21 protein-coding genes are annotated in these 25,060 nt (G+C 67.2%); 12 read left to right on the top strand and 9 right to left on the bottom strand.

Annotated features, from left to right (window positions below):
- Position 1: 1 nt before the first annotated feature.
- A complete protein-coding gene (locus SMN802W_RS0100435) occupies positions 2–1,324 on the bottom strand; it encodes a dicarboxylate/amino acid:cation symporter (RefSeq protein WP_019514907.1) in 1,323 nt (440 codons plus the stop codon).
- Between the two features lie 76 nt (positions 1,325–1,400).
- Between SMN802W_RS0100435 and SMN802W_RS0100430 the strand changes: the two genes are divergently transcribed.
- Positions 1,401–2,651 carry a M24 family metallopeptidase gene (locus tag SMN802W_RS0100430; protein WP_019514906.1) on the top strand — a complete coding sequence of 417 codons (1,251 nt, stop codon included), beginning with the start codon at positions 1,401–1,403 and terminating at the stop codon, positions 2,649–2,651.
- Positions 2,652–2,785: 134 nt separating this feature from the next.
- Here SMN802W_RS0100430 and SMN802W_RS0100425 read toward each other — a convergent pair whose 3' ends face one another.
- Entirely contained in the window at positions 2,786–4,627 is a 1,842-nt protein-coding gene (locus tag SMN802W_RS0100425; RefSeq protein WP_019514905.1) for a phosphoenolpyruvate carboxykinase (GTP), read from the bottom strand.
- A 113-nt stretch (positions 4,628–4,740) separates the two neighbouring features.
- Here SMN802W_RS0100425 and SMN802W_RS0100420 point away from each other — a divergent pair, with 113 nt between their 5' ends.
- A complete protein-coding gene (locus tag SMN802W_RS0100420; protein WP_019514904.1) occupies positions 4,741–5,952 on the top strand; it encodes a LysR family transcriptional regulator in 1,212 nt (403 codons plus the stop codon).
- Here SMN802W_RS0100420 and SMN802W_RS0100415 read toward each other — a convergent pair.
- Complete coding sequence (locus SMN802W_RS0100415) at positions 5,937–6,803, bottom strand: LysR family transcriptional regulator (RefSeq protein ID WP_019514903.1); 867 nt, start codon at positions 6,801–6,803, stop codon at positions 5,937–5,939. The two genes, SMN802W_RS0100420 and SMN802W_RS0100415, sit on opposite strands and share 16 nt — an antisense overlap.
- Positions 6,804–6,897: 94 nt before the next feature.
- Here SMN802W_RS0100415 and SMN802W_RS0100410 point away from each other — a divergent pair, with 94 nt between their 5' ends.
- The 3 genes from SMN802W_RS0100410 to SMN802W_RS0100400 are packed head-to-tail and all read left to right on the top strand — an operon-like array spanning position 6,898 to position 11,500.
- Positions 6,898–8,055, top strand: coding sequence for an isovaleryl-CoA dehydrogenase (locus SMN802W_RS0100410; protein WP_019514902.1), 1,158 nt, complete (start codon positions 6,898–6,900; stop codon positions 8,053–8,055).
- Entirely contained in the window at positions 8,052–9,653 is a 1,602-nt protein-coding gene (locus SMN802W_RS0100405; protein ID WP_019514901.1) for a carboxyl transferase domain-containing protein, read from the top strand. Before SMN802W_RS0100410 ends, SMN802W_RS0100405 begins: the two co-directional genes overlap by 4 nt.
- Positions 9,654–9,658: 5 nt before the next feature.
- Positions 9,659–11,500 carry an acetyl/propionyl/methylcrotonyl-CoA carboxylase subunit alpha gene (locus tag SMN802W_RS0100400; protein ID WP_026325583.1) on the top strand — a complete coding sequence of 614 codons (1,842 nt, stop codon included), beginning with the start codon at positions 9,659–9,661 and terminating at the stop codon, positions 11,498–11,500.
- 30 nt (positions 11,501–11,530) lie between these two features.
- Here the strand turns inward: SMN802W_RS0100400 and SMN802W_RS0100395 are convergent, their stop codons facing one another.
- Together SMN802W_RS0100395 and SMN802W_RS16090 are read right to left on the bottom strand one after the other, a co-directional pair.
- Complete coding sequence (locus SMN802W_RS0100395) at positions 11,531–12,004, bottom strand: NfeD family protein (RefSeq protein ID WP_019514899.1); 474 nt, start codon at positions 12,002–12,004, stop codon at positions 11,531–11,533.
- Positions 12,001–12,999 carry an SPFH domain-containing protein gene (locus SMN802W_RS16090; protein ID WP_019514898.1) on the bottom strand — a complete coding sequence of 333 codons (999 nt, stop codon included), beginning with the start codon at positions 12,997–12,999 and terminating at the stop codon, positions 12,001–12,003. Before SMN802W_RS16090 ends, SMN802W_RS0100395 begins: the two co-directional genes overlap by 4 nt.
- 121 nt (positions 13,000–13,120) lie before the next feature.
- On the opposite strand from SMN802W_RS16090, the gene guaB reads away from it, so the two are divergent.
- From guaB to SMN802W_RS0100375, 3 genes are all read left to right on the top strand, one after another.
- A complete protein-coding gene (gene guaB, locus SMN802W_RS0100385; RefSeq protein ID WP_019514897.1) occupies positions 13,121–14,578 on the top strand; it encodes an IMP dehydrogenase in 1,458 nt (485 codons plus the stop codon).
- A gap of 133 nt (positions 14,579–14,711) precedes the next feature.
- Entirely contained in the window at positions 14,712–15,887 is a 1,176-nt protein-coding gene (locus SMN802W_RS0100380; RefSeq protein ID WP_019514896.1) for an RsmB/NOP family class I SAM-dependent RNA methyltransferase, read from the top strand.
- Positions 15,888–15,920: 33 nt separating this feature from the next.
- A complete protein-coding gene (locus SMN802W_RS0100375; RefSeq protein ID WP_037522794.1) occupies positions 15,921–16,424 on the top strand; it encodes a tetratricopeptide repeat protein in 504 nt (167 codons plus the stop codon).
- Positions 16,425–16,428: 4 nt separating this feature from the next.
- On the opposite strand, the gene rsmA is transcribed toward SMN802W_RS0100375, so the two are convergent.
- The 4 genes from rsmA to SMN802W_RS0100355 form a co-directional block, all read right to left on the bottom strand.
- Positions 16,429–17,256, bottom strand: a complete 828-nt coding sequence (rsmA, locus tag SMN802W_RS0100370) for a 16S rRNA (adenine(1518)-N(6)/adenine(1519)-N(6))-dimethyltransferase RsmA (protein WP_026325582.1) — start codon at positions 17,254–17,256, stop codon at positions 16,429–16,431.
- Positions 17,253–18,254, bottom strand: a complete 1,002-nt coding sequence (gene pdxA / locus SMN802W_RS0100365; RefSeq protein ID WP_026325581.1) for a 4-hydroxythreonine-4-phosphate dehydrogenase PdxA — start codon at positions 18,252–18,254, stop codon at positions 17,253–17,255. Before pdxA ends, rsmA begins: the two co-directional genes overlap by 4 nt.
- Before the next feature lie 7 nt (positions 18,255–18,261).
- On the bottom strand, positions 18,262–19,620 hold the full coding sequence (locus SMN802W_RS0100360) for a peptidylprolyl isomerase (RefSeq protein WP_019514892.1): 1,359 nt from the start codon (positions 19,618–19,620) through the stop codon (positions 18,262–18,264).
- A 76-nt stretch (positions 19,621–19,696) separates the two neighbouring features.
- Complete coding sequence (locus SMN802W_RS0100355; protein WP_083925504.1) at positions 19,697–21,967, bottom strand: LPS-assembly protein LptD; 2,271 nt, start codon at positions 21,965–21,967, stop codon at positions 19,697–19,699.
- A 154-nt stretch (positions 21,968–22,121) separates the two neighbouring features.
- Here SMN802W_RS0100355 and SMN802W_RS0100350 point away from each other — a divergent pair, with 154 nt between their 5' ends.
- The 4 genes from SMN802W_RS0100350 (at position 22,122) to SMN802W_RS0100335 (ending at position 25,059) form a co-directional block, all read left to right on the top strand.
- Positions 22,122–23,573, top strand: a complete 1,452-nt coding sequence (locus SMN802W_RS0100350) for a leucyl aminopeptidase (RefSeq protein WP_026325580.1) — start codon at positions 22,122–22,124, stop codon at positions 23,571–23,573.
- Between the two features lie 17 nt (positions 23,574–23,590).
- Positions 23,591–24,031: a DNA polymerase III subunit chi gene (locus SMN802W_RS0100345; protein WP_019514889.1), complete on the top strand. Its 441-nt coding sequence runs from the start codon at positions 23,591–23,593 to the stop codon at positions 24,029–24,031.
- Between the two features lie 90 nt (positions 24,032–24,121).
- Positions 24,122–24,544, top strand: a complete 423-nt coding sequence (ndk, locus tag SMN802W_RS0100340; protein WP_019514888.1) for a nucleoside-diphosphate kinase — start codon at positions 24,122–24,124, stop codon at positions 24,542–24,544.
- Complete coding sequence (locus SMN802W_RS0100335; RefSeq protein WP_019514887.1) at positions 24,544–25,059, top strand: GNAT family N-acetyltransferase; 516 nt, start codon at positions 24,544–24,546, stop codon at positions 25,057–25,059. The genes ndk and SMN802W_RS0100335 overlap by 1 nt, the downstream gene beginning before the upstream one ends.
- The last annotated feature ends 1 nt before the right edge of the window (position 25,060 follow it).

Raw genomic sequence — 25,060 nt, 5'->3', positions numbered from 1 at the left:
ACTAGACGTCGCGAAATGAGGTGACCGGGTCGGCCGGTCCGTCGCCGCTCGGCGCGCGCGGCGGCTCGATCGCGACGGGTTCGGGCGGGTCGAAGCCGCCCTCCCATTTCGCGACCACGGCGCTTGCCACCGCGTTGCCGATGACGTTGGTCGCGGTGCGGCCCATGTCGAGGAAGTGATCGACCGCGAGGATCAGCAACAGCCCGGCCTCGGGAATGTTGAACATCGGCATCGTCGCCGCGATCACGACCAGGCTGGCGCGTGGGACACCTGCGATGCCCTTGCTCGTCACCATCAGCACGAGCAGCATCGTGATCTGCTGCCCGATTGACAGCTCGATGCCATACGCCTGCGCTACGAACAGCGACGCAAACCCCATGTAGATCATCGAGCCGTCGAGGTTGAACGAGTAGCCGAGTGGCAACACGAAGCTGGCGATCCGCGGTGGCACACCAAAGCGGTCGAGCGCCTCCAGCATCCGCGGATAGGCCGCCTCCGACGACGCGGTCGAGAAGGCGACCAGCAACGGTTCGCGCACGTGGCGGATCAGGTCGACGATGCGGCGACCGATGAACAACGCGCCGACGCCCAGCAGCACCGCCCACAGGGTCAGGAGCGTCAGGTAGAAGCTGCCCATGAAATAGGCGAGCTGCCCGATGACCGATGGCCCACGCTCGGTCAGCGTGCCCGCCACCGCCGCGAACACCGCGATCGGCGCCAGCCGCATGACGTAGTCGGTCACCTGCAGCATGACGTGCACCAGCGCGTCTATGCCGCGCACCAGCGGCGCGGCTTTCTCACCCACCGCGGTGATCCCGACGCCGACGAACACCGACATGACAACGATCTGCAGGATCTCGTTCTTCGCCATCGCGTCGACCATCGATGCGGGGACGATGTGGGTGATGAAGTCCTTGAGGTTGAACCCGGTCGTCTCGACCCCCGACGCGGCGGTGGCGGCGGGCAGCGTCAGGTTGATGTTCACGCCCGGCTGGAACAGGTTGACCATGATGAGGCCGAGCCCGAGCGAGACGAGGCTGGCGCAGATGAACCATCCGAGCGCGCGTCCGCCGATCCGCCCGAGCGCCGCCGTGTCGCCCATCTGCGCGATCCCCGACACCAGTGTCGCGAAGACGAGCGGGGCGATGATCATCTTGATGAGACGCAGGAACAGCGAGGTCAGGATCGAGAAATAGCCCGCGAGTTCGGTCAGCCGCGCCGCCGATGCCGGGGTGCCGTCGTCGAGCCAGCTGTTCAGCCCCAGCCCGACGATCAGTCCCGCGACCAGCCCGATCATGATGTACAAGGTCAGCCGCTTGGCCAAATCATCGCTCCCGCATGTGCGCGAAAAGGGAAGGGGATTGCGGCGCTTGCGTCAAGCACCCTATCGTCCACCGCCTATGCCGACCTCCTTCACGCGCCGCAACGTCCTCGCCGCCGCAGCGATCGCGCCGCTTGCATCCTCGGTGTTGCGCGCGGCCGAGCCCGACCTTGCGAGTCTGCGCGACATGACCGGCGACACTCGACCGATCGATGCGGCCGAGCGCGCCCGGCGACTGTTGCGCGCGCAGGAACTGATGCGCGCGAATGGCATGGCGGCGCTGCTGATCGAGCCGGGCGCATCGATGATCTACTTCACCGGCGTGCGCTGGCACCTGTCGGAGCGGCTCACCTGCGCGATCCTGCCGGTCGAGGGTGAACCGTGCATCGTCACGCCGTTCTTCGAGGAACCGTCGGTTCGCCTGAGCCTGGCGGTGCCCGCAGCGGTGCGGACGTGGAACGAGGACGCGGCCCCGTTGAAGGTCGTGGCCGGATTCCTGCGTGACCGCGGGCTTGCTGCGGGCCTGATCGGGGTGGAGGCGAACGTCCGTTTCTTCGTCACCGACAACCTGCGTGCGGCACTGCCGGGCGTGCGGCTGGTCAGCGCCGATCCGGTCGTACGCGGGTGTCGGATGGTCAAGTCGGCGGCGGAGATCGCGCTGATGCAGACCGCGACCGAGGTGACGATGGCGGCGTATCGCTGGCTCCATGCGCGCGTCGAGATCGGCATGACCGGCCGCGACGTCGGCGCTATGATGAGCGCGGCGACGCGACAGCTGGGCGGCGAGCCCGAGTTCTCGATGGCGCTGGTCGGTCCCGACGCGGCGCTGCCGCACGGCGGGACGGCGCCGCGCCGGATCGCGGCCGGTGACGTGGTGCTGATGGACTGCGGCTGTACGGTGCAAGGCTACCAGTCGGACGTGTCGCGCACCTTTGTCGTCGGCAGCCCAAGCGGCGAGGTCCGGCAGGTCTGGGATCAGGTCGCGCGCGGGCAGCGGGTCGCGTTCGCTGCGGCTAAGCTTGGCGCGCCCGCGGGCAGCGTCGACGATGCGGTGCGGCGTTACTACGAGTCGATCGGCTATGGTCCCGGCTATCGCCTGCCGGGTCTTTCGCATCGCACCGGACATGGCATCGGCATGGAAGGGCATGAGCCGGTCAACCTCGTCCGCGGCGAGGCGACGCCGCTCAGCGTCGGCATGTGCTTCTCGGATGAACCCGGATTATATCTGCCGGGCAAGTTCGGCGTGCGTTTGGAGGATTGCTTCCACATGACCCAGGCAGGGCCGAAATGGTTCAGCCAGCCGCCGATATCGATCGACCGGCCGATCTGAGGCGCCAGCGCTTGGGGTGGGCGGGCATACGGGATACCGTGCTGTTCGCTAGAGTGCGTGCGGCATCTGTGCAGGAAGACTCGGCACAGACGCCGTATCGGCGGCGAACGCGTATGTCGCCGCCTTATCACTCGTCAAGCGTTGGCCAATCGCTCCTCAAGCGCCTGCTGCTGCCGCATCAGCGCGGGCGGGATCGGCGCACCGAATTCTTCCAGGAACGTGCGGTTGCGTGCGGCCTCCTCGGTCCATGTGACCGGATCAACCGACAGCAACGTGTCGACTGCCTCGGCGGACAGGCCGAGCGCGCCGACATCAAGCGCCTTGGCAGTCGGCAGATGCCCGATCGGCGTCTCGATCGCGTCCGCCTCGCCTTCGATCCGGTCGACGATCCACTTCAGCACGCGCAAATTCTCGCCGAAGCCGGGCCAGACGAACTTGCCATTCTCGTCCTTGCGGAACCAATTGACCATGAAGATGCGCGGCAGGACGGCGGCGTCGGACTGCGCCTTGGCGCCGATCCTGACCCAGTGGTTGAAGTAATCGCCCATGTTGTAGCCGCAGAACGGCAGCATCGCGAAGGGATCGCGGCGCAGCGCACCGACCTTGCCCTCGGCTGCGGCGGTACCTTCCGATGCGATGTTGGCGGCCAGGTAGACGCCGTGCTCCCAGTCGAACGCCTCGACGGCCAGCGGCACCGCGCTCGCGCGACGACCGCCGAACAGGAACGCGCTGATCGGCACGCCTTCGGGCGACTGCCATTCGTCGGCGATCGACGGGCATTGTGCGGCTGGCGCGGTGAAGCGCGCATTGGGGTGCGCGGCAGGCTTGCCGCTGGCGGGATCGTAGGGCACGCCGGTCCAGTCGGTCAGCCCCTCGGGCGGGGTGTCCGACAAGCCTTCCCACCAGACGTCGCCGTCGGCGGTCAGCGCCGTATTGGTGAAGATGCACGTGCCCGACAGCGTGTCGATCGCGTTCTTGTTGGTCGCGGGACCCGTGCCCGGTGCGACGCCGAAGAAGCCCGCCTCCGGGTTGATCGCGTAGAGCCGCCCGTCCTTGCCGAACCGCATCCAGGCGATGTCGTCGCCGACCGTCTCGGCCTTCCATCCCGGCACCGTCGGCTCAAGCATTGCAAGGTTCGTCTTGCCGCACGCGCTCGGGAAGGCGGCCGCGACGTAATGCACTTTGCCCGCCGGGTTGGTGAGCTTGAGGATCAGCATGTGCTCGGCCAACCAGCCCTCGTCGCGCGCCATGACGCTGGCGATGCGCAGCGCGAAGCACTTCTTGCCGAGCAGCGCATTGCCGCCGTAGCCCGACCCGTAGGACCAGATTTCGCGCGTTTCGGGAAAATGGACGATCCACTTCTCTTCGTTGCACGGCCAGGCGACGTCATCCTGCCCCTCGGTCAGCGGCATGCCGACCGTATGAACGCAGCGGACGAAGAAGCCGTCCTCGCCCAGCATGTCGAGCGCAGGGGTGCCCATACGGGTCATAATGCGCATGGAAAGGACGACATAGGCGCTGTCGGTCAGCTCGACGCCGATCGCGCTCTTGTCCGACCCGATCGGTCCCATGCAGTACGGCACGACGTACATGGTGCGGCCGCGCATCGAACCCGCGAACAGTCCGTCGAGCTTGCCGCGCATCTCGCCCGGCTTAATCCAATTGTTGGTCGGGCCTGCGTCGGCCTCTGCATCCGAACAGATGAAGGTGCGGCTCTCGACTCGCGCGACGTCGCGTGGATCGGAGCGTGCATAGAAGCTGTCGGGGCGAAGCTCAGGGTTGAGCCGCACCAGCGTGCCGGCCTGTACCAGTTGCTCGGACAGCGCGTCCCACTCGGCCTGCGACCCGTCGCACCAGTGGACCTGGTCAGGTTGCGTGTGGGCGGCGATCTGCTCGACCCACTCGATCAGTGCGCGGTGGCTGGTCGGCGGGGTGCCGGAGGTGCTCGTCGTCGCGACGGCGGGTTGCATCAGCATGGATTGATCCTCTCCGCCCACACACGGGCAATATTGTGCAACGTTAAAGCCGGCGTGTGCGGATGTTCAAATCTGAATAGCGGAATGGTATAAGCCTGTGTTAAAAAACAGCGATGACGGCCGCGCACGAGCTCAACCTGCGTCATCTGCGCCTGCTGCTTGGCATCGCCGAGGCAGGAAGCCTCAGTTTGGCCGCGCGCCAATCCGGGGTGTCGCAGCCCGCGCTCAGTCAAGCGCTGGCCAAGCTTGAGGCCGCGTTCGGCGTCGCCTTGTTCGACCGCACCGCCTCGGGCGTGTCGCCGACCGCGGCGGGACGGCGCATCGTTCGCCGCGTCGATCACGCGCTCACCCGCATCTCGCGCGCGTTTCGCCGTTCCAGCGCGACGCCGCAGAAGGGCGACCCGCACAATTACCTGACCACCGCGCATGTCCGCGGCCTCATCAACCTGGCCGGAGCGGGCAGCTTCATGCGCGCGGCGGAAAGCGCGGGCGTGTCGGTGCCGGCGCTCCACCGCGCTGTGCGCGACCTGGAGCAGTTGAGCGGCACCGCTTTGGTCGAGCGGCGCGGACGCGGCGTGGGGCTGACGCGCGCGGGCACGACGTTGGCGCAAGGGTTCAACCTCGCGCACGCCGAACTGACCACCGCACTGGAGGAGTCGAGCGGGAAGGGCGGGCGACTCGCGATCGGCGCAATGGCGCTGTCGCGTTCGCTGCTGTTGCCGGCGACGCTCGCCGACCTGCTGCGCGATCATCCGGCGGCGCGCGTCGACGTGGTCGAGGGGTCGTATCTCGAACTGGTCGAGCTGCTGCGCTCGGGTCGCATCGACATGCTGATCGGCGCGCTGCGCGATCATCCCGGGCGCGAGCTGTTGCAGGAACCGCTGTTCACCGATCGCCTGACGATCATCGGCCGCGCCGAGCATCCGCTGGCGCAGCGAAGCGAAGGCAGTGAGGCTGGGTTCGAGGACTTGGCAGACTATCCGTGGATCGTCGCGCGTCGTGCCTCAGGATTGCTCGATCGTTGGCAGCAGATGTTCGACCATGCCGATAAGCCTCGGCCCGACGCGCCGATCCAGTGTGGCTCGGTCGCCTTGATCCGCGGCGTGCTGGTGCGGAGCGATTTCCTGACGCTGCTGTCGCCCGATCAGGTCAGCGCCGAGATTGAGTCGGGCTCACTCGTGACGATCCAGTCATATGTGCCCGACACGATGCGCACGATTGGCGCGATCACGCGGCGAGACTGGTATCCGACCGCGTTGCAGGAGCAGTTCATGGCGGTGCTGCGCCACCACGCGACGATCGGGCGGGCTCAGCCGGAGAATTGACCGAGCTGCGCGATCGCGCGGGCGAGCGCGCCGCCTGCGAGGCGTACCCGATCGATGTGCGGCGCATAAACCAGCCCGAGCGTCCGCGTCAGGTCGAAGCCGTCCAGTCGCGGGCAGGCGAGTCCGGCGCCGGCATAGCTTTCCGGCACCAAGGTGACGCCCAATCCTTCGCGCACGTAACGGAGCGCGCGCTCGTCGCTCGCCGTTCGCGCGGCAAAGAAGGGGCGGACGCCGTACGTCGTGAAATGCCGGCTGGTGTCCGCCAGTGCCTCGCAGTGGCGGCGCACGATCATCGGCTCGCCCGCCAGTTCCTCGGCCGCGACGTGCGTGCGTCCGGCAAGCGGGTGAAAGGGCGGCAGCGCCATCGCATAGCCTTCCTTGACGATCACGTCGTGCGGGCCGGTTCCTGCGCGCACGATGGTCAGCGCCGCATCGATCCGCCCGCTTGCCAACCGATCGCTCAGCTCGCGCTCGCGTCCTTCGTACAACTCCAGCCGTCCGCCGCCTGCCAGCCGGTGCGCGCGGAGCAGCCGATCGATCCAGTCCGGCGCGATCGTGCCGACGACACCCAGTCTGACCGTCTCGACCATCGCGCTCTCGCCCACCGCGCGTTCGGCCGCCAGGAAGCCTGCCTCGATCCGCCGCGCCTGCTCGGCCAGCAGCGTGCCCGCCTCGGTGAGCTCGACCCGCCGGTTGCTGCGCAGGAAGAGCGGCTTTCCCAGCGCCTTCTCCAGCTTGGCGATACCGACCGACAGCGTCGGCTGCGACACGTTGCAGGCGTCCGCCGCGCGCGAAAAATTGCCGCGGTCGATCACGGCGAGAAAGTAACGCAGGTGATAGCGGTCGATCATAGAGCCGATCTATAATGTAAGTCTCGCAACTTCAATTTTGCGCAGGGTGTCGACGGCTGGTACACGCGACGCAAAGGAGAGGCCTGTGGCAGAAATGGACTTCGCGCTCGGCGACAATGCCGAGATGATCCGCGATACCACGCGGCGGTTCGCGACCGACAAGATCGCACCCTTGGCGGCGAGGATCGACGCCGAGGACTGGTTCCCGCGTGCTGAGCTATGGCCTGCGATGGGTGAGCTTGGCCTGCACGGCATCACGGTGGCGGAAGAGGACGGCGGGCTGGGGCTCGGCTATCTCGAGCATGTCGTGGCGCAGGAAGAGGTCGCGCGCGCGTCCGCCTCGATCGGCCTCAGCTACGGCGCGCACTCCAATCTCTGCGTGAACCAGATTCGACGTTGGGCCAATTCGGAGCAGAAGGCGAAGTACCTGCCCAAGCTGATCAGCGGCGAGCACGTCGGCAGCCTCGCGATGTCGGAGGCGAACGCCGGGTCGGACGTCGTCTCGATGAAGCTGCGCGCGGATAAGGTGCAGGGCGGCTATGTGCTGAACGGCACGAAGTTCTGGATCACCAACGCGCCCTATGCCGACACGCTCGTCGTCTATGCAAAGACGGGCGACGGATCGCGCGGCATCACCACCTTCCTGATCGAGAAGGACATGGCCGGTTTCGCGATCGGTCAGAAGATCGACAAGATGGGGATGCGCGGCTCGCCCACCGCCGAGCTGGTCTTCACCGACTGCGAGGTGCCCGACGAGAACGTGATGGGTCCGGTGAACGGCGGCGTCGGCGTGCTGATGAGCGGGCTCGATTACGAGCGCACGGTGCTTGCGGGCATTCAGCTCGGCATCATGCAGGCGTGCCTTGATGTCGTGCTGCCCTATGTGCGTGAACGGCAGCAGTTCGGCCAGCCGATCGGCGCGTTTCAGCTGATGCAGGCGAAGATCGCCGACATGTACGTCGCGCTCAATTCTGCGCGGGCGTACGTCTACGCGGTGGCGCAGGCGTGCGATGCCGGCAAGACGACGCGCTTCGACGCGGCGGGCGCGATCCTGCTGGCGAGCGAAAGCGCGTTCAAGGTCGCGGGTGAGGCGGTGCAGGCGCTGGGCGGTGCCGGCTACACCAGGGACTGGCCGGTCGAGCGCTTCCTGCGCGACGCCAAGCTGCTCGACATCGGGGCGGGCACCAACGAGATTCGCCGCATGCTGATCGGTCGCGAGCTGATCGGTCACAATCCGCCGGTCGCGCAATGAGCGCGCCGAAGCTGAATACAAAGCTGTCGCCCGCCGACGCGACGTTTCAGGCGAATGCGGCGCACAATCGCGCGCTCGCCGAGGAACTGCGCGAGCGTGTCGCGCAAGCCGCGCTCGGCGGTGACCAGCGTGCGCGTGATCGACACACTTCTCGCGGAAAGCTGCTGCCGCGCGACCGTGTCGAGCGCTTGCTCGACCCCGGCACCGCGTTCCTCGAGATCGGTCAGCTCGCCGCCAACGGCCTATACGACGATCAGGTCCCCGGTGCGGGGCTGATCTGCGGCATCGGCACCGTCTCGGGTCGGCAGGTCATGATCGTGTGCAACGATGCGACCGTGAAGGGCGGCACCTACTATCCGCTGACCGTCAAGAAGCATCTGCGCGCACAGGAGATCGCAGCAGAGAACCGCCTGCCGTGCATCTATCTGGTCGATTCGGGCGGCGCCAACCTGCCGCACCAGGCCGAGGTGTTCCCCGATCGCGAGCATTTCGGGCGCATCTTCTTCAACCAGGCCAATATGTCGGCACTGCAGATCCCGCAGATCGCCTGCGTGATGGGCAGCTGCACCGCGGGCGGCGCCTATGTCCCTGCGATGAGCGACGAGACGGTGATCGTCCGCAATCAGGGCACGATCTTCCTCGCCGGTCCGCCGCTGGTGAAGGCGGCGACGGGTGAGGTGATCTCGGCTGAGGAACTGGGCGGCGCGGAGACGCACGGCCGCCGCTCGGGTGTGGTCGACCACGTCCCGGAGAACGACGATCACGCGCTCACCATCGTGCGCGACATCGTGTCGACGTTGCCGCCGCCGCCCGCGCCGACGATCAACCTCGCCGAGCCGCGCGCGCCGATGTTCGCGGCCGAGGACCTCTACGGCATCGTGCCGCAGGACGTGCGTGCACCGTACGACGTGCACGAAGTGATCGCGCGGCTGGTTGACGGGAGCGAGTTTCACGAGTTCAAGGCGCTTTACGGCACCAGCCTCGTCTGCGGCTTTGCGCACGTGCACGGGATGCCGGTCGCGATCCTTGCTAATAATGGCGTGTTGTTCAGCGAGTCGGCGCAGAAGGGCGCGCACTTCATCGAGCTCGCCTGCCAGCGCCGCGTGCCGCTGTTGTTCCTCCAGAACATCTCCGGTTTCATGGTCGGCGGGCGCTACGAGGCGGAGGGGATCGCCAAGCATGGCGCGAAGCTCGTCACCGCGGTCGCGACCGCCAGCGTGCCCAAGATCACGATCCTGATCGGCGGGAGCTTCGGCGCGGGCAATTATGGCATGTGTGGCCGCGCCTATTCGCCCCGCTTCCTGTTCAGCTGGCCGAACAGCCGCATCAGCGTGATGGGTGGCGAGCAGGCTGCGAGCGTGCTCGCAACGGTCCACCGCGATGCGGACACGTGGACGCCCGAGCAGGCAGAAGCGTTCAAGGCGCCCGTGCGACAGAAGTACGAGGACGAAGGCAATCCCTATTACGCCACCGCGCGATTGTGGGACGACGGCGTCATCGACCCCGCGCAGACGCGCGACGTGCTCGGCCTCGCCCTCACCACCTGCCTCAACGCCCCCATCGAGCAGGCACCCCGCTTCGGCGTGTTCCGGATGTGACCCAGATGATCCAATCGCTCCTCATCGCCAATCGCGGCGAGATCGCCTGCCGCATCATCCGCACCGCGCGCGCGCTCGGCATCCGCACGGTGGCCGTCTATTCCGACGCTGACTCCGATGCGCTCCACGTGCGGATGTCGGATGACGCGGTGCACATCGGCGCTTCGCCGGCGCGTGACAGCTACCTCGTCGGTGATCGCATCATCGCCGCCGCGCGCGAGAGCGGGGCGGAGGCAATTCACCCCGGCTACGGCTTCCTCAGCGAGAATGCCGACTTCGCGGCAGCAGTGCTCGATGCCGGGCTGGTCTGGGTCGGCCCCAACCCCGACAGCATCCGCGCGATGGGATTGAAGGATGCCGCCAAGGAGCGGATGATCGCGGCGGGTGTCCCTGTCACGCCGGGCTATCTCGGCGCGGACCAGTCGCCCGAGCGGCTGCGCGCCGAGGCCGATGCGATCGGCTATCCCGTGCTCATCAAGGCGGTTGCGGGCGGCGGCGGCAAGGGGATGCGGCAGGTGGACGACGCTGCCGCCTTCGCCGACGCGCTGCAATCGTGCCAGCGCGAGGCAGCATCCTCGTTCGGCGACGACCGTGTGCTCATCGAGAAATACATCCAGAGCCCGCGCCATATCGAGGTGCAGGTGTTCGGCGACCGACATGGGAGTGTCGTCCACCTGTTCGAGCGCGACTGCTCGCTCCAGCGCCGCCACCAAAAGGTGATCGAGGAAGCACCTGCGCCGGGCATGGACGACGCGACCCGCGCCGCGGTTTGTGCAGCGGCGGTCAAGGCGGCGCAGGCGGTCGATTATGTCGGTGCCGGCACGATCGAGTTCATCGCGGATGCGAGCGAGGGCCTGCGCGCCGACCGCATCTGGTTCATGGAAATGAACACGCGGTTGCAGGTCGAGCATCCGGTGACCGAGGCGATCACCGGGCAGGACCTGGTCGAATGGCAATTGCGTGTGGCGAGTGGCGAGCCGCTGCCGCTCACCCAGAACGAACTCACCATCACCGGCCACGCGATCGAGGCGCGGCTCTATGCCGAGGACCCGGCGAAGGGCTTTCTCCCCTCGATCGGCACGCTGGAGGCATTCGATCTTGGCGTTGACGTGCGCGTCGACACGGGGGTGGAGCAGGGTAGTGTCATCTCGCCCTTCTATGATCCGATGATCGCCAAACTGATCGCACATGGCGAGACGCGCGAGGATGCGCGCGAACAGCTCGCCGACGCGCTGGACGAGGCGGTGGTGTGGCCGGTGCGCTCGAACGCGGGCTTTCTGGTCGAGGCGCTCGACCATCCCGACTTCGCTTCGGGACGCGTCGATACCGGACTGATCGCGCGCGAGGGTAAGGCGCTGATGCCGCCCGCCTACCCGAGCGAGGAAGCGCTGACCGCCGCCGCGGCGGAGCTCGCCGGCCCTGCGCCGCTTGCCGGCTTTCGTCTCAACGCAAGCCCCCGCCGCGCTGCGCGCTTCCTGCTCGACGGCGAGGCGATCGACATCGACTTCACCGACGCCGAGGAGGCGGAGGAAGCGGTCACCACCAGTGTCCTCATCAGCGAGGGCGGACAGACCTGGGCCCTCGCCCCGTTCCGCGCGAGCGGTGCGGCGGCGGGCGGCGCGGGTGACGGCGCGATCCTGTCGCCGATGCCAGGCCGCGTCATCGCGGTCGAGGTCGCGGCGGGTGCGAGCGTCACCAAGGGGCAGAAGCTGCTGACGCTCGAGGCGATGAAGATGGAGCACAGCCTCGTCGCGCCGTTCGACGGCATGGTCGCCGAGCTGAACGCCGAGGCGGGTGGGCAGGTGACCGAGGGCGCGCTGCTCGCGCGGGTCGAGGCCGTCGACTAGACGAGCGATCGAGCCGTCCTCGGGTGTCGATCATCCGTCGAGCGGCTCGACCACCAGCACGCCCGCGTCGACCGCCACGACGCGTGCGCTCACCCCGGTGGGCAGCTCCGGTCCGCGCGCCGGCCAGGCGCCGTCGCCCAGCGTCACGCGCCCTGATCCATGTTCGATTGCGCGCTCGACCGTCACCACCGCGCCGACAAGTCGCGCGGCCGGATCGTTCAACCGCGCGGCGTCACCCTCGACCGGATAGTCGCGGTACCAGCGTCGCCCGATCAGCACGGTCACCACGCTCCACGCCGCAAAGGCACCGATCTGCGCGGCGATCGGGAGGTCGGGCAGCGCCAGCAGCGCCAGTCCGACGATCGCCGCCGCTACCGCGACGAAGACGAGGAACACGCCGGGGATCGCCAGTTCGGCGATGCCGAGCAGCAGCGCCGCGATCAGCCAGCCGCCGGCGCCGCCGATGCCGCTCAGGAAATCTCCCCAGATAATAAAGGGGTTCATTCTTCGCTCGTCGCGCCCCCGCTGATCCGCGGCACGCTGGCGGTCGCGTCACGCGCCGCCTTGTCTTTCTTCGCGCCCGTCGGGTTCTGCGGCGAGAGAGCATCGCGCGCCAGCTCGCCGATCCCACCAAGCGTGCCGATCAGCTGCGTCGCCTCGACCGGGAACAGGATCGTCTTGGCGTTGGGGCTGGTCGCGAACTTGCCGACCGCCTCGACGTATTTCTGCGCGATGAAATAGTTGAGCGACTGCGTGCCGCCGCTCTCGATCGCTTCCGATACCACCTGCGTCGCGCGGGCTTCCGCTTCGGCCGCACGCTCGCGCGCTTCCGCATCGCGGTACGCCGACTCGCGCCGTCCTTCGGCTTCCAGGATACGCGCCTGCTTCTGTCCCTCGGCGCGCAGGATCTCCGACGCGCGGCTGCCTTCGGCCTCCAAGATGTTGGCGCGCTTCTCGCGCTCGGCCTTCATCTGGCGTCCCATGGCGGAAACGATGTCGGCCGGCGGGCGGATGTCCTTGATCTCGACGCGCGTGATCTTGACACCCCATGGCACCGTCGCGTGATCGACCACGGAGAGCAGCCGGGCGTTGATCTCGTCGCGCTTCGACAGCGTTTCGTCGAGGTCCATCGCGCCCATCACGGTGCGAAGGTTGGTGGTCGTCAGCTGCAGCAGCGCGACGTACAGGTCCGACACCTCGTACGCCGCCTTGGGCGCGTCGAGCACCTGGAAGAACACCACACCGTCGGTCGAGACGATCGCATTGTCCTTGGTAATGATCTCCTGCCCCGGAATGTCGATCACCTGCTCCATCATGTTCACCTTGCGGCCGACACGGTAGAAGAAGGCGGGATAGAAATTGAACCCCGGCGATGCGGTGGTGGTGTAGCGGCCGAAGTGCTCGATCGTGTACTGGTAACCCTGTCGCACGATCTTGATGCTGCTCATCAGGTAGAACAGCACCAATACGAGCAGCAGCGCGGCAATCGTCGTCAGCATTCCCATCCCCCAACCGTCTGTCACCCGATCATAGCGCCACCGCCCGCGCGGACCTAGCGAAACTGGGCGAACGCGGTTACATGGCCCGCCACTCCTCCACTCGACGGGATTCGGCGCTCTCATGGACATCCGCCTCGGGCTTACCTTCGACGACGTGCTGCTCGTGCCGGGCGCATCCGAGGTGTTGCCGACCGACGCCGACACTCGCACGCGCGTGACGCGCGAGATCTCACTCAACATCCCCGTGCTGTCGTCGGCGATGGACACGGTGACCGAGGCCGACATGGCGATCGTCATGGCGCAGCTGGGGGGGATGGGCGTGCTCCACCGCAACCTGACAGTCGAGGAGCAGGTCGCCGCGGTTCGCGCGGTGAAAAGATTTGAGAGCGGGATGGTGGTCAATCCGATCACCATCACACCGCAGGCGACGCTGGCGGATGCGCAGGCGCTGATGGCCGCAAACCGGATCAGCGGCATTCCGGTCGTGGAGGCGGATGGGAAGCTCGTCGGCATCCTGACCAATCGCGACGTGCGCTTCGCCGAGAACCCGAAGCAGCCGGTCGCCGAGTTGATGACGCGCGACAATCTCGCGACGGTGTCGGTGGGCGTCGGTCAGGAGGAGGCACGCCGCCTGCTCCACCAGCGCCGGATCGAAAAGCTGCTGGTTGTCGACGACGCCTATCGCTGCGTCGGCCTCATCACCGTCAAGGATATCGAGAAGGCAGTCACCTACCCCGATGCGACCAAGGACGCCGCCGGACGCCTGCGCGTCGCCGCCGCGACCACCGTCGGCGACAAGGGCTTTGCCCGCACCGAGGCGCTGGTAGATGCCGAGTGCGACCTGATCGTGATCGACACCGCGCATGGTCACAACCGCGACGTCGCGCGCGCGGTCGAGCGGGTCAAGAAGCTGTCCAACTCGGTTCAGGTCATCGCCGGCAACGTCGCCACCGCCGAGGCAACGCGCGCGCTGGTCGAGGCGGGCGCGGACGGGATCAAGGTTGGCATCGGCCCGGGCTCGATCTGCACCACGCGCGTCGTCGCGGGCGTCGGCGTGCCGCAGCTGACCGCGGTGATGGACTGCGCCGAGGCGGGCGAGAAGCTGGGCGTCCCGGTCATCGCCGATGGCGGCCTGCGCACCTCGGGCGATCTCGCCAAGGCGTTGGCGGCGGGGGCGGCGACCTGCATGGTCGGCTCGCTGCTCGCCGGCACCGAGGAAGCGCCGGGAGAAACGTTCCTGTATCAAGGACGTGCGTACAAATCCTATCGCGGGATGGGAAGCGTTGGTGCGATGGGCCGCGGCTCGGCCGATCGGTATTTCCAGGGCGAGGTTCGTGACCAGCTCAAGCTGGTGCCCGAAGGGATCGAGGGGCAGGTGCCGTACAAGGGCCCGGCGCGCGACGTCATCCACCAGCTCGTCGGCGGGATCAAGGCGGCGATGGGCTATACCGGCTCGGCCACGATCCCCGACCTGCAACAGCGCGCCAATTTCGTCCGCATCACGGGGGCGGGATTGAAGGAAAGCCACGTGCACGATGTGACGATCACACGCGAGGCACCCAATTACCCGACGCGGTAAGGCAGGACCTGTCCTACGCGCCGTAACTCTGTCACCGCGGCGGGTGTGATTAACCTACCCCCTCGCGCGCGCGCCTGCGCGCACATGTGTAGGGCTGTGACCTTAGTGGCTTTCCGATGACCTTCGCCGTCCGATGACTCCCGCTGCACGCACCCAAGCCGCGATCGACCTTCTCGACGCGATCATCATCGCGGCGGCTGAAGGCGGTGCCGCCGCCGACACGCTGATCGCGCGCTACTTCGCACAGCGCCGCTATGCCGGATCGAAGGATCGCCGCGCGGTGCGCGAGCTCGTCTATGCGGCGGTGCGTTTGCTTGGCGAACGACCGCCGAATGGCCGTGCGGCGATGGTCGCGCTTGCGAAGACCGATCCCGCGATCGCCGTGACCTTCGATGGCTCGACCCACGGACCCGCGCCGATCGATGTGGACGAGCCGACCGCGACGCCGGGGATCGCACCGGCTTGGCTGCGCGAGCGGCTGCGCGCGTCCGGCCTCGACGATGCCGAACAGGTGGCGCTGACTGGTCGCGCGCCACTTGACGTGCGCGTCAACGTCCTGCGCGGCACTGCCGAGCAGGACGCATCCGAGCTGCCGGCGGCGACGCCGATCGCCGGATTGGCGAACGCGTTTCGGTTACCTCCGGGCACCGATCTCGCGCCGCTCGCCGGGCGGGTGGAGGTGCAGGACGCCGGCAGCCAGGCCGTGACGCTCGCCGCCCATGCACAGCCGGGCATGACTGTTGTCGATCTCTGCGCAGGTGCGGGCGGCAAGAGCCTCGCCCTTGCCGCCGCGATGCGGAACGAGGGGCGGATCGTCGCTTCGGATGTCGATCGCGCGCGGCTGCGCCGGCTAGAACCTCGTGCGTCCACTGCGGGTGTGACGATCGTCTCGCCACTGCTGCTCGATGCCGGACGCGAAGGTGATGCGCTCGAACCCTTGAACGCCGTGGCCGATGTCGTGCTGATAGATGCGCCCTGTTCGGGCACCGGCACGTGGCGGCGCAATCCGGAGGCGCGCTGGCGGCTGACCCCAGCACGGATCGATCGGTTCGTGGCGACGCAGCGCCATGTCCTGGCGCTCGGCGCGCCGCTGGTGCGGCCGGGCGGTGCGCTGATCTACATCGTCTGCTCGCTGCTCGACGCCGAAGGGCGCGATCAGGTGGATGCTTTCCTTTCGGCGCATCAGGGCTGGAAGGCCGAAGCCTTGTCGCTGCCGCTCGGACGGCGACATGGCCTCGGGCTTCGGCTCACGCCGGCCCATGACGACAGCGACGGCTTTTTTGTCGCACGCCTTCGGGCGCCATGCTAATTCGTTGAAACAGTGCCGAAGCTGGAGCCGATCATGCGTTTAACTTCTGTTGCCGTCGCGCTCGGACTGGCAGCGGCTTCGATCTCGACGTCGATCCAGGCGCAGCGTCCCGATGATCAGATCGATCCGCGCAGCACCGCGCTGATGAAGCAGGCCGAGGCGGCACGTACCGCTGGCAACCTCGACGGTGCGATCGACCTGCTTGAGACGGCGCTGGCGGTCGATCCGCGTAACCGCGGTGCCTTCGTCGTGCTGGCACGCGTGTCCGAAGCGCGCGGTCTGCCCGGCAAGGCGATCCGGCTCTACCGCGAGGCGCTGCTGCTCGAACCCAACGATGTCGATGCACTAAGCGGGCAGGGCGAGGCGATGGTCGCGAAGGGTGCGGTCGAACGTGCCAAACAGAACCTCGCGCGCGTCCGCACGCTCTGCAAGGGGCAGTGCCCGCAGGCGACCGCGCTGGCATCGCGCATCGCAAAGGGACCGCCGCCGATCGCCACCGCGCAGGTGGGCGTCAATACGACGACCTCGAAGGACTGACCGGCTAGCTGAGCCGCCGCGCCACCACGACGAACTCGGCGACGGACACCGTTTCGGCGCGCCGCGTCGGGTCGATCCCCTCCGCTTCCAACGCCTCCAGCGCGCCGGGCACGCTCCGCAGGCTTTGTCGCAACATCTTGCGCCGTTGCCCGAATGCCGCCGCGGTGATCCGCTCCAGCACGTTCAGCCGCACACCCGCCGGTTCTTCGCTCGGGGTGAGGTGGACAACCGCCGACATGACCTTGGGCGGCGGCGTGAAGGCAGAGCGATGCACCGGCATCGCCAGCTTCGCGGTCGATCGCCACTGCGACAGCACCGCCAGCCTTCCGTAGGCCTCGCTGGCGCTGGCGGCGACGATCCGGTCGGCGACCTCGCGCTGAAACATCAGCGTCAGCGACTGCCACCACGGCTGCCACTCGGCCGACAACCATCCCACCAGCAACGGCGTGCCGACATTGTAGGGCAGGTTGGAGACGATGTGCGGCTTGCCCTCGAACAATGCCTGCGCGTCGATCTCGGTGGCATCGCCCTCGATGACCCGCAGCTTTCCCGGATAGGCGCGCTCCAGTTCGGCGAGAGCGGGAATACAGCGTCGGTCACGCTCGATTGCAGTGACGCGGGCGCCGGTTGCGAGCAGTGCCCGCGTCAGTCCGCCCGGACCCGGGCCGATCTCCAGCACCTCCTGATCGTTCAGGTCGCCGGGAATGCGAGCGATGCGTGCCAGAAGCTGCGCGTCGAACAGGAAGTTCTGGCCCAGCGCCTTGGACGCATTCAGCCCGAACCGCGCGATTACGTCACGCAGCGGCGGCAAGTCAACCGTTGGCGTGTTCATGTGCGGTGTGCGGCGTAGCGCTCGCGGTGCGTAGCCGCGGCATCGGCCATCGCGATGGCGGCGACCATCGCGCCCGGATGCGCCTTGTCCTGCCCCGCGATTCCGAACGCCGTGCCGTGATCGGGCGAGGTGCGGACGATCGGCAGCCCAAGCGTCATGTTGACGCCCTCGTCGAAATGCAGCGTCTTGAGCGGGACCAGCGCCTGATCGTGGTAGCAACAAATCGCGGCATCGTAGCGCGCGCGCGCGCGCGGGTGGAACATCGTATCGGCGGCGAGCGGTCCGTCGATGTCGATCCCCTCAGCACGCAATTGTGCGATCGCTGGCTCGACCACGTCAATCTCCTCGCGGCCGAGCGCCCCGCTCTCCCCGGCGTGCGGGTTGAGCCCGGCAATCGCCAGACGTGGTTGTGCGATGCCGAAGTTCTTGCGCAATCCACGCACGGTCACGCGAACCTTGGCCAGGATCAGTTCGACCGTCAGCAGGCCGGAGACGTCCGCCAGCGGAACGTGCGTCGTCAGCGGCACGACACGCAAGGAGGGGCCCGCGAGCATCATCACCGCATTCTCGCGCGACACGCCGCAGCGCTCGGCCACGAACTCGGTCTGGCCGGGATAGGTGAAGCCGACCTGGTACATCTGCGCCTTGGCGACCGGTGCAGTGACCAGCGCGCGTGCGGCGCCGGATTGTGTTAGGCCGGTTGCCGTCTCCAGCGCGTGAAAGGCAGCGCGTGCCCCGTCGGCACTCGGTTGTCCCGGCACAACCGCACCGGCATCGTGCAGGCTCAACACCGGCAGCGCGGTTCCGAACTGGCGCGACGCGTCGCGCAGGTCGCCGATCCGTGCGATCGGACCCTGCCATACCGCCTCGATCGCGCGCGCGTCCCCGACGACGACAAACGGCGGCAGCGCATGGTCGGCACGTGCCTCCCAAGCCTTGGCGATCGTCTCCGGTCCGACGCCCGCCGGGTCTCCCATTGCGACGACGAGGGGCGCCACGACAGGCTCAGCGATAATCGATCACCGCGTCGCGCCGCAGGTCGCGCAGCGCCTGCTGCGCGCGCAGGTTGACACGCTGCTGCTCAAGCTGGTTCTGGATCTGCTCCGCGCCGGGCAGCTGACCCGACACAGGATCGTCGCGCCCGCACAGCACCAGCGTGCGAACGCCTTCCGTCGGCGAGCCGAACGGCGGCGATGCCTGCCCGACCTGAAGCTTCAGCATAATGTCTTGGAGCGGCCCGGGCAGGTCGCGGATGCGTACCGTGTCGTTCTGCACGACCTCGGCGTTCAGCGTCTGGCCGACCTTCTCCACCGAGCCGCAGCCTTGCAGCTTGCGGATCTCGGCCGCGAATTGCGCGGTGCGCGCGGTCGCCTGCGCCTGCGTCGTGTTCGCCGGAAACTTGATCGTCATTTGCTTCAGGCTAAGCCGGGCATCACGCGGATCGGCGGTCAGCACTTGTCGTTTGTCGACGAGGTAGATGATCGAGAACCCGCCGGGAATCGGGATCGGCCCCGCAACCTGTCCGACCTGCATCTGCTGGCTCGCGGTGGACAGCGCGTCGGGCAATTGCGCCGCCCGAACCCAGCCGAGATCGCCGCCGACCGACCGCGTTGTCGCGGCCGAATAGTTGCGCGCGAAATAGCTGAACGGTGCCTGCGCCTTCTGGATTTCGCCGATGATCTGACGTGCCTGACCCTCGACCTGTGCCTGCTGGTCGCTGTTGGCGGGCAGGTAAATCTCGGCGAGGTGATATTCCTCGGTGCCTTTCGCCGCCTGCAGACGATCGATGATCGCCTTTACCTCTTCGTCTCCGACGTTAACGAACGGCTCGACCCGCTTGCGCAGATAGCGGTTCCAGGCGAGCTCACCCTCGATCTGACGCCGCATCGAGCGGTCCGAGGAACCCTGGTCACGCAGCCACGCGGCGAAGTCGGCCGGCGACTTGTTGAACTGTTTGGCGACGCGCGCGATCGCCTGATCGATCTCTTCCTTCGAGACGGTGATGTCGGCGGTCTTCGCCTGCTGGATCTGCAGGGTCTCGTCGATCAGCTGACGCAGTACCTGCAAGCGCAGCCGCTCGCGATCCTCGTCGGTCAGCTTGGCATTGTTCGCCGCCGCGATCAGCGCGACGCGTTGATCGACATCGGTGCCGGTGATCACCGACTCGTTGACGATCGCGGTCGCCTTGCGGATGTTCGGGTCGAGCTTGCCGAAGATCTGGAGGTTGGCAGGAATGTTGAGCCCGGTGTTGTCAGGCACCGACTGATCGTCGACCGTCTGCGCCACCGCCCCACCGGCGATCGCCAGTCCCAGCAGCGATGCCATCGCCCGGCGCGTCAGCAGCGCGCCCTTCGTCTTCGTCATCACAAGCGTCTCAAATTCCCATGACGGTCGCGCACGACCCCGCCGCAGCCATGCCCCGGCCTTGCTGAACCCCGGCTTAGCGTCCGAGCCCCTTGAACGCCAGCGTCAACAGGTAGCTGTTGCCGGCGCGGATATCGCCCGTCGTGCGGTAATCGCGGCGCCAGGTGAGCCCCAGTTCGAGGCAATCATCCTCATATGCGACACCGAGCCGGTGACGCACCGGATCAAAGCCGCTGCTGGACGAGAGCACGTCCTCGTCACGATTAGTCAGGTCGACGACGGCCGAGCCGAACACCGACCAGAAACGCGCAAATGCGGCCCGGCCGGCGAGGCGGATTTCCTCGCGATCCTGCAAGCCGACCAACGGGTCGATGTCGCGGTTCAGCCTGAGATAACCGACGGTCGCGTAGGTCGTGTAGGAACCGACCGTCGCGTCGATCTCATTTCGGCGGATCTGTAGATCGTCCTTGTCGAGGCGGAAGCGATGCGTGAAGGTGACGATGTCGCGCACCCGCACGTTCACGCGCCCGACGATGTCGGAGAAGCGATCCGACAAACCGGTGCCGCTCGGCAGGATCGCGGGTCGATCATCCAGCCGGTAACTCTGGCCGAGTGTGGCATCGATCGACAGCCCGCTGCGATCGAACGCCCATTCGCCGCCATAGGTGATGCGCGACGAATCTTCCCAACGGTCGTAGCCGGGAAAGCGGTTAAGCGCGAAGAGGTTCGAGTCCTCTAGGTCGACCGCGCGCGAATCCTCGTTCGGCACGCGCAGATTGGCGACGTGGGGGGAGGCAACGATCTGCACCCGCGGCGTCCAGCGCTGCGTGCCGCCGAACAGTTCGCCGATGAACGGCCATTTGACATCGATCGCCGCGGCACCGATCGCGCGAGTCTGGAACCCGTCGAGCCCACGGTAGCTCGGCACCAGCGTCGCCGCGGCATCGCTGGTGTTATAGGCATCGGCACGCGCAAAAGCGGTCAGCGCCACCTCCTGACCCCAGTTGGTCAGGCGACGCAGGTCCCATTCAGCGCTGGCGAACGCCCGCTGCGTATCCTGACCAGCCTGCCGGCCGATCGCGAGGGTGTTCGCCTGAAGCGACAACACGCCTCCGGCAACGTCCTGCACGCGGCGGCGGTAGTCGATCTCCGGCAGCGCCACCGGCTGCATCGATTGGAGATCGCCGACCCGCAAGGTCTGCGTCGCCCAGCCGCTGATCGCGAAATAACTGTTCGCATCAATATGCTCGAGCGCAAAGGTGCTGCGCAGACGATCGTCGTCCGAAATGTCATAGCGGCGCGTGAAGGTGCGATCGGTCGCCAGCCGCAGCGATCCCGACAGGCTCCATTCGGGCGTGAACTGGAACTTCATCGTGCCGTCGAGATAGCCGCGGAACGCACGCTCGGTCGCCGTGGTGAAGCCCGTCGACAAATCCTCGCTGCGCCGGCTTGAGGTGGCATAGGCGGCGATTGAGAAGGTGCCCAGCGTGTTTATCTCGCTGTAATGCGTCTCCAGCAGCGGCAAGACGCGCGTGAAGATGTGCGGCGTAACCACCAGCGACCGGTTCTGCGCCAGCGCGATGTTGAAGGGCAGCGTCAACTCGCCGCCGTTCAGCCGGTCGATCCCGATGCCGGGCGTCAGCAGCCCGGTGCTGTTCGAGTCGGCCGTGCCGGTCGAGAAACGCGGCAGCCGCGGACTGGCGAGCCCGAACAAGTTGAACCGGCCGCCCTCGAAGAAGACGCGGTCCTGATCGGGGCGGTAGGTGACGCGCACCGCCGTGATCTTCCACGTCGGCTCCTTGGGGCAGCCGTTCGCGTCGGTGACCGGGCAGGGCGAATAAGCCGCCTTGTTGAGGAAATAGGTGCCGTTCTCGTCGCGACGCCCGTCGACCGCGGCAAGCCGCCCGCCGCGTTCAAGCACGACGAGCAGGTTATCGATCACCCCGTCCTTGAGCGAGTCGGTCAGGTCGATCGAGTCGCCATAAGCCACATCGCCCTTGGGATTGGTAACGGCGACGTTCCCGTTTGCGACAACGCGGCCGGTCTTTCGATTCCACACGACCTTCTCGGCGCGCAGCTTCTCGCCGTTTCGCGTCATCCGCACGTCACCAAGCGCGGTGACGATGTCGGCGTTGTAATCGTATTCGAGCGACGACGAGCTGAACTGTACCTGATCGTCGCCCGCGACCGGCGCGGCCGCGGTCGTGTCTGCAGGGACGCTGAGCGCCGGATCAGGCGTCGGCGCCCGATCCGCCAGCGACTGCGCCGCGCCCGGTGTGGCGCAAAGCCCGGTGGTCAGGGCAGCAATCGGCAGCACGCACCCGGCGAGGAAATCAGAACGCGTCACGTTGCTCCCGTCAACTTATCGCTCGCGAGCGGCCGGAAGAGCACGGCGCTGCATATGCGCCCTATCGCATCGCCCGCGCGTTGCTGCAACGCTTTGCCAGCGCGGGCCTGCCGCCCTATCAGGCAGGGCAGAGAGTAAGGAAACCGCTTTGTCCATCAAGATTACGTTCGCCGCCACTCGCCCGACCGACGCCGCCGTGCTCGCGCTCGCTGTCCGCAAGGGCGCGGAGCCGGTCGGCATTACCGCCGACCATCAGTCGCTTGTCGCGGGCGCCATTTCGGGACAGCGTTTCGAGGGCGAGGCAGGAACGAGTGCAGAGCTGTTCCTTCCTGTCGGCGGTGACGTGCAGCGCGTCATCCTGCTGGGTGTCGGCGCTGGCGACGATGCGGCCTATGAGCGTGCCGGCGGCGCGATCGCGGCCAAGCTACTGACTGCCGGCGCTGCAACCGTGGTGGCCGACCTGTCGGGCGCGGACGCGGCCTGCGCGACGCGGTTCGCGACCGGCGCGGCGCAGCGCAGCTGGCGCTTTGACGAATATCGCACCACGATGCCGGCCAAGCAGAAGCCGACGCTGGAAGAACTGGTGGTCGTCAGCGATGCGGTCGATGTCGCCGCCGCTTGGGCGAAGCGCGATGCGGTGACACGTGGTCTGGGACTAGCCCGCACGTTGGCGACGCTGCCGCCGAACATCCTCTACCCCGAGAGCTTCGTTGAGCGCGTAACGGCGGCGGTCGATGGGCTCGGGCTCGAGGTGACCGTGCTCGACGAGGCTCAGATGGGCGAGCTTGGCATGGGGGCGCTGCTCGGCGTCAGTCAGGGATCGCGGCGCGAAGCGCGCATCCTGGCGCTGAAGTGGAACGGCGGCGGCGATGCACCGCTTACGGCGCTGGTCGGCAAGGGCGTGACGTTCGACACCGGCGGCATCTCGATCAAGCCCGCGGCCGGCATGGAGGACATGAAGTGGGACATGGGCGGTGCCGGTGCGGTCGCGGGGGCGATGCTCAGCCTCGCGGCGCGCCAAGCCCGCGCAAACGTGATCGGCGTGATGGGGTTGGTCGAGAACATGCCCGACGGCAACGCGCAGCGGCCCGGTGACGTCGTCACCTCGATGTCGGGGCAGACGATCGAGGTCATCAACACCGACGCCGAAGGGCGGCTGGTGCTGTGCGACGCGATTACCTGGGTGCAGCGCGAGCACAAGCCGGCGCGGATCATCGACCTGGCCACGCTGACCGGCGCGATGATCGTCAGCCTGGGGAACGAGATGGGCGGGCTGTTCTCGAACGACGATGCACTGGCCGAGCAAATCCTCGCGGCAGGGCGCGCGAGCGGCGACATGTTGTGGCGCTTCCCGTTGTCGGACGGCTACGACAAGCTGATCGACTCGGCGATCGCAGACATGAAGAACGTCGGCCCGCGCGGCGGCGGCTCGATCACCGCGGCGCAGTTCATCAAGCGCTTCGTCGACGAAGGCGTGAAGTGGGCGCACCTCGACATCGCCGGCATGGTCTGGTCGGAGAAGGACGGCGCCACCTGGGCGAAGGGCGCGACCGGCTACGGCGTACGCGTGCTTGACCGCTTCGTCGCCGACCATCTGGAGGGCTGAGGCGGGACGCGCGCGACGTGAAGGTCGACTTCTACCACCTGACCACCAGTCCGCTCGAGCGGGTGCTGCCGCGGATTGCGGAGCGCGTCCTCGCCGAGGGAGGACGGTTGCTGGTGGTGGAGGGCGATCCGACACGTCGCGCGGCGCTCGACAAGGCCTTGTGGTCGTACGCGCCTGACAGTTTCCTGCCGCATGGAGTGGTGGGCGGCGAGCAGGACGCGCACCAACCGGTGCTGATCGCGGGCGCGGTCGAGGCAGCGAACGAGGCCCGCAACGTTGCGCTTGCCGATGGAGAGTGGCGCGACGCGGCGTTGTCGTTCGATCGTGCGTTCCACTTCTTCGACGAAGATCGCATCGCCGATGCCCGTGTGGCGTGGAAGGCGCTGGCGTCGCGCGAGCGGGTGGAGCGGCGTTACTGGAAGCAGTCTGACGCGGGACGCTGGCAACAGGTCGGTTGAGCAGGCGTGAGCCTGCTTGCGCCACTGCCATCCCCCGACTAGGGGACGCGCACTTTAATCACCTCTGTTTTGCAGGAGCCGTGACCGTTTATGGCCGCGAACCGTACCTTCTCGATCATCAAGCCCGACGCGACGCGTCGCAACCTGACCGGCGCGGTCACCAAGATGCTGGAGGATGCCGGCCTGCGCATCGTCGCGTCTAAGCGCATCCACATGACCCGCGACCAGGCCGAAGGCTTCTACGCGGTGCACAAGGAGCGTCCGTTCTTCAACGATCTGGTCGAGTTCATGATCTCGGGTCCGGTCGTCGTGCAGGTGCTCGAGGGCGAGAACGCGATGCAGCGCAACCGCGACATCATGGGCGCGACCAACCCGGCGAACGCCGACGCCGGCACGATCCGCAAGGAACTGGCCGAGTCGATCGAGGCGAACACCGTGCACGGCTCTGACTCGGACGAGAATGCCGAGGTCGAGATCGCCTATTTCTTCAAGCCGGAAGAGATCGTCGGCTGATGGAGTGGCGCCTGCGACGCGCGAGCGCGGCTGATGCCGCGATCCTCTCGCTCGTCGCGGGCGCGACCTTTCTTGAGGCGTTCGCGGGCGTCCTCGACGGCGTGGACATCCTCGCGCACGTCGCACGCAACAGCAGCGCCGATGCATTCACGCGCTACCTTGGTCAAGGCGCGGTGGCGACGCTGGCCGAGGCCCGACAAGGCGCCGCTCCGCTCGGCTACACGCTGCTGACCACGCCGGACCTGCCGATTGAGCCGAAGCCAAGCGATGTGGAGCTGAAGCGCATCTACGCGCTCACACCCACACACGGGCAGGGACTGGGGCCGGCGTTGATGCAGCGCGCAGTCGAGGATGCACGCGCGATGGGGCACAAGCGATTGCTGCTGGGTGTGTATGGCGGCAACGCGCGGGCACATCGTTTTTACACCAAGCAAGGTATGTCGGTGATCGGCGAGCGGCGCTTTCTTGTCGGGGCGACGTGGCACGACGATCTGGTCTTCGCGCGCGACCTTTGAC

The organism is Sphingomonas sp. Mn802worker, from assembly GCF_000382485.1.
GTDB lineage: Bacteria > Pseudomonadota > Alphaproteobacteria > Sphingomonadales > Sphingomonadaceae > Sphingomonas.
Note: the sequence above shows the minus strand (reverse complement) of the source record. Positions and strands in the feature narration are given on the sequence as shown.

Coding starts and splice junctions, on each gene's coding strand:
- guaB (WP_019514897.1), top strand. CDS start 13,121: ATGGACATCCGCCTCGGGCTTACCTTCGACGACGTGCTGCTCGTGCCG.
- SMN802W_RS0100415 (WP_019514903.1), bottom strand. CDS start 6,803: ATGATCGACCGCTATCACCTGCGTTACTTTCTCGCCGTGATCGACCGC.
- SMN802W_RS0100425 (WP_019514905.1), bottom strand. CDS start 4,627: ATGCTGATGCAACCCGCCGTCGCGACGACGAGCACCTCCGGCACCCCG.
- SMN802W_RS0100380 (WP_019514896.1), top strand. CDS start 14,712: ATGACTCCCGCTGCACGCACCCAAGCCGCGATCGACCTTCTCGACGCG.
- SMN802W_RS0100360 (WP_019514892.1), bottom strand. CDS start 19,620: ATGACGAAGACGAAGGGCGCGCTGCTGACGCGCCGGGCGATGGCATCG.
- SMN802W_RS0100420 (WP_019514904.1), top strand. CDS start 4,741: ATGACGGCCGCGCACGAGCTCAACCTGCGTCATCTGCGCCTGCTGCTT.
- SMN802W_RS0100395 (WP_019514899.1), bottom strand. CDS start 12,004: ATGAACCCCTTTATTATCTGGGGAGATTTCCTGAGCGGCATCGGCGGC.
- SMN802W_RS0100335 (WP_019514887.1), top strand. CDS start 24,544: ATGGAGTGGCGCCTGCGACGCGCGAGCGCGGCTGATGCCGCGATCCTC.
- SMN802W_RS0100400 (WP_026325583.1), top strand. CDS start 9,659: ATGATCCAATCGCTCCTCATCGCCAATCGCGGCGAGATCGCCTGCCGC.
- SMN802W_RS0100430 (WP_019514906.1), top strand. CDS start 1,401: ATGCCGACCTCCTTCACGCGCCGCAACGTCCTCGCCGCCGCAGCGATC.
- SMN802W_RS0100410 (WP_019514902.1), top strand. CDS start 6,898: ATGGACTTCGCGCTCGGCGACAATGCCGAGATGATCCGCGATACCACG.
- ndk (WP_019514888.1), top strand. CDS start 24,122: ATGGCCGCGAACCGTACCTTCTCGATCATCAAGCCCGACGCGACGCGT.
- SMN802W_RS0100405 (WP_019514901.1), top strand. CDS start 8,052: ATGAGCGCGCCGAAGCTGAATACAAAGCTGTCGCCCGCCGACGCGACG.
- rsmA (WP_026325582.1), bottom strand. CDS start 17,256: ATGAACACGCCAACGGTTGACTTGCCGCCGCTGCGTGACGTAATCGCG.
- SMN802W_RS16090 (WP_019514898.1), bottom strand. CDS start 12,999: ATGCTGACGACGATTGCCGCGCTGCTGCTCGTATTGGTGCTGTTCTAC.
- SMN802W_RS0100375 (WP_037522794.1), top strand. CDS start 15,921: ATGCGTTTAACTTCTGTTGCCGTCGCGCTCGGACTGGCAGCGGCTTCG.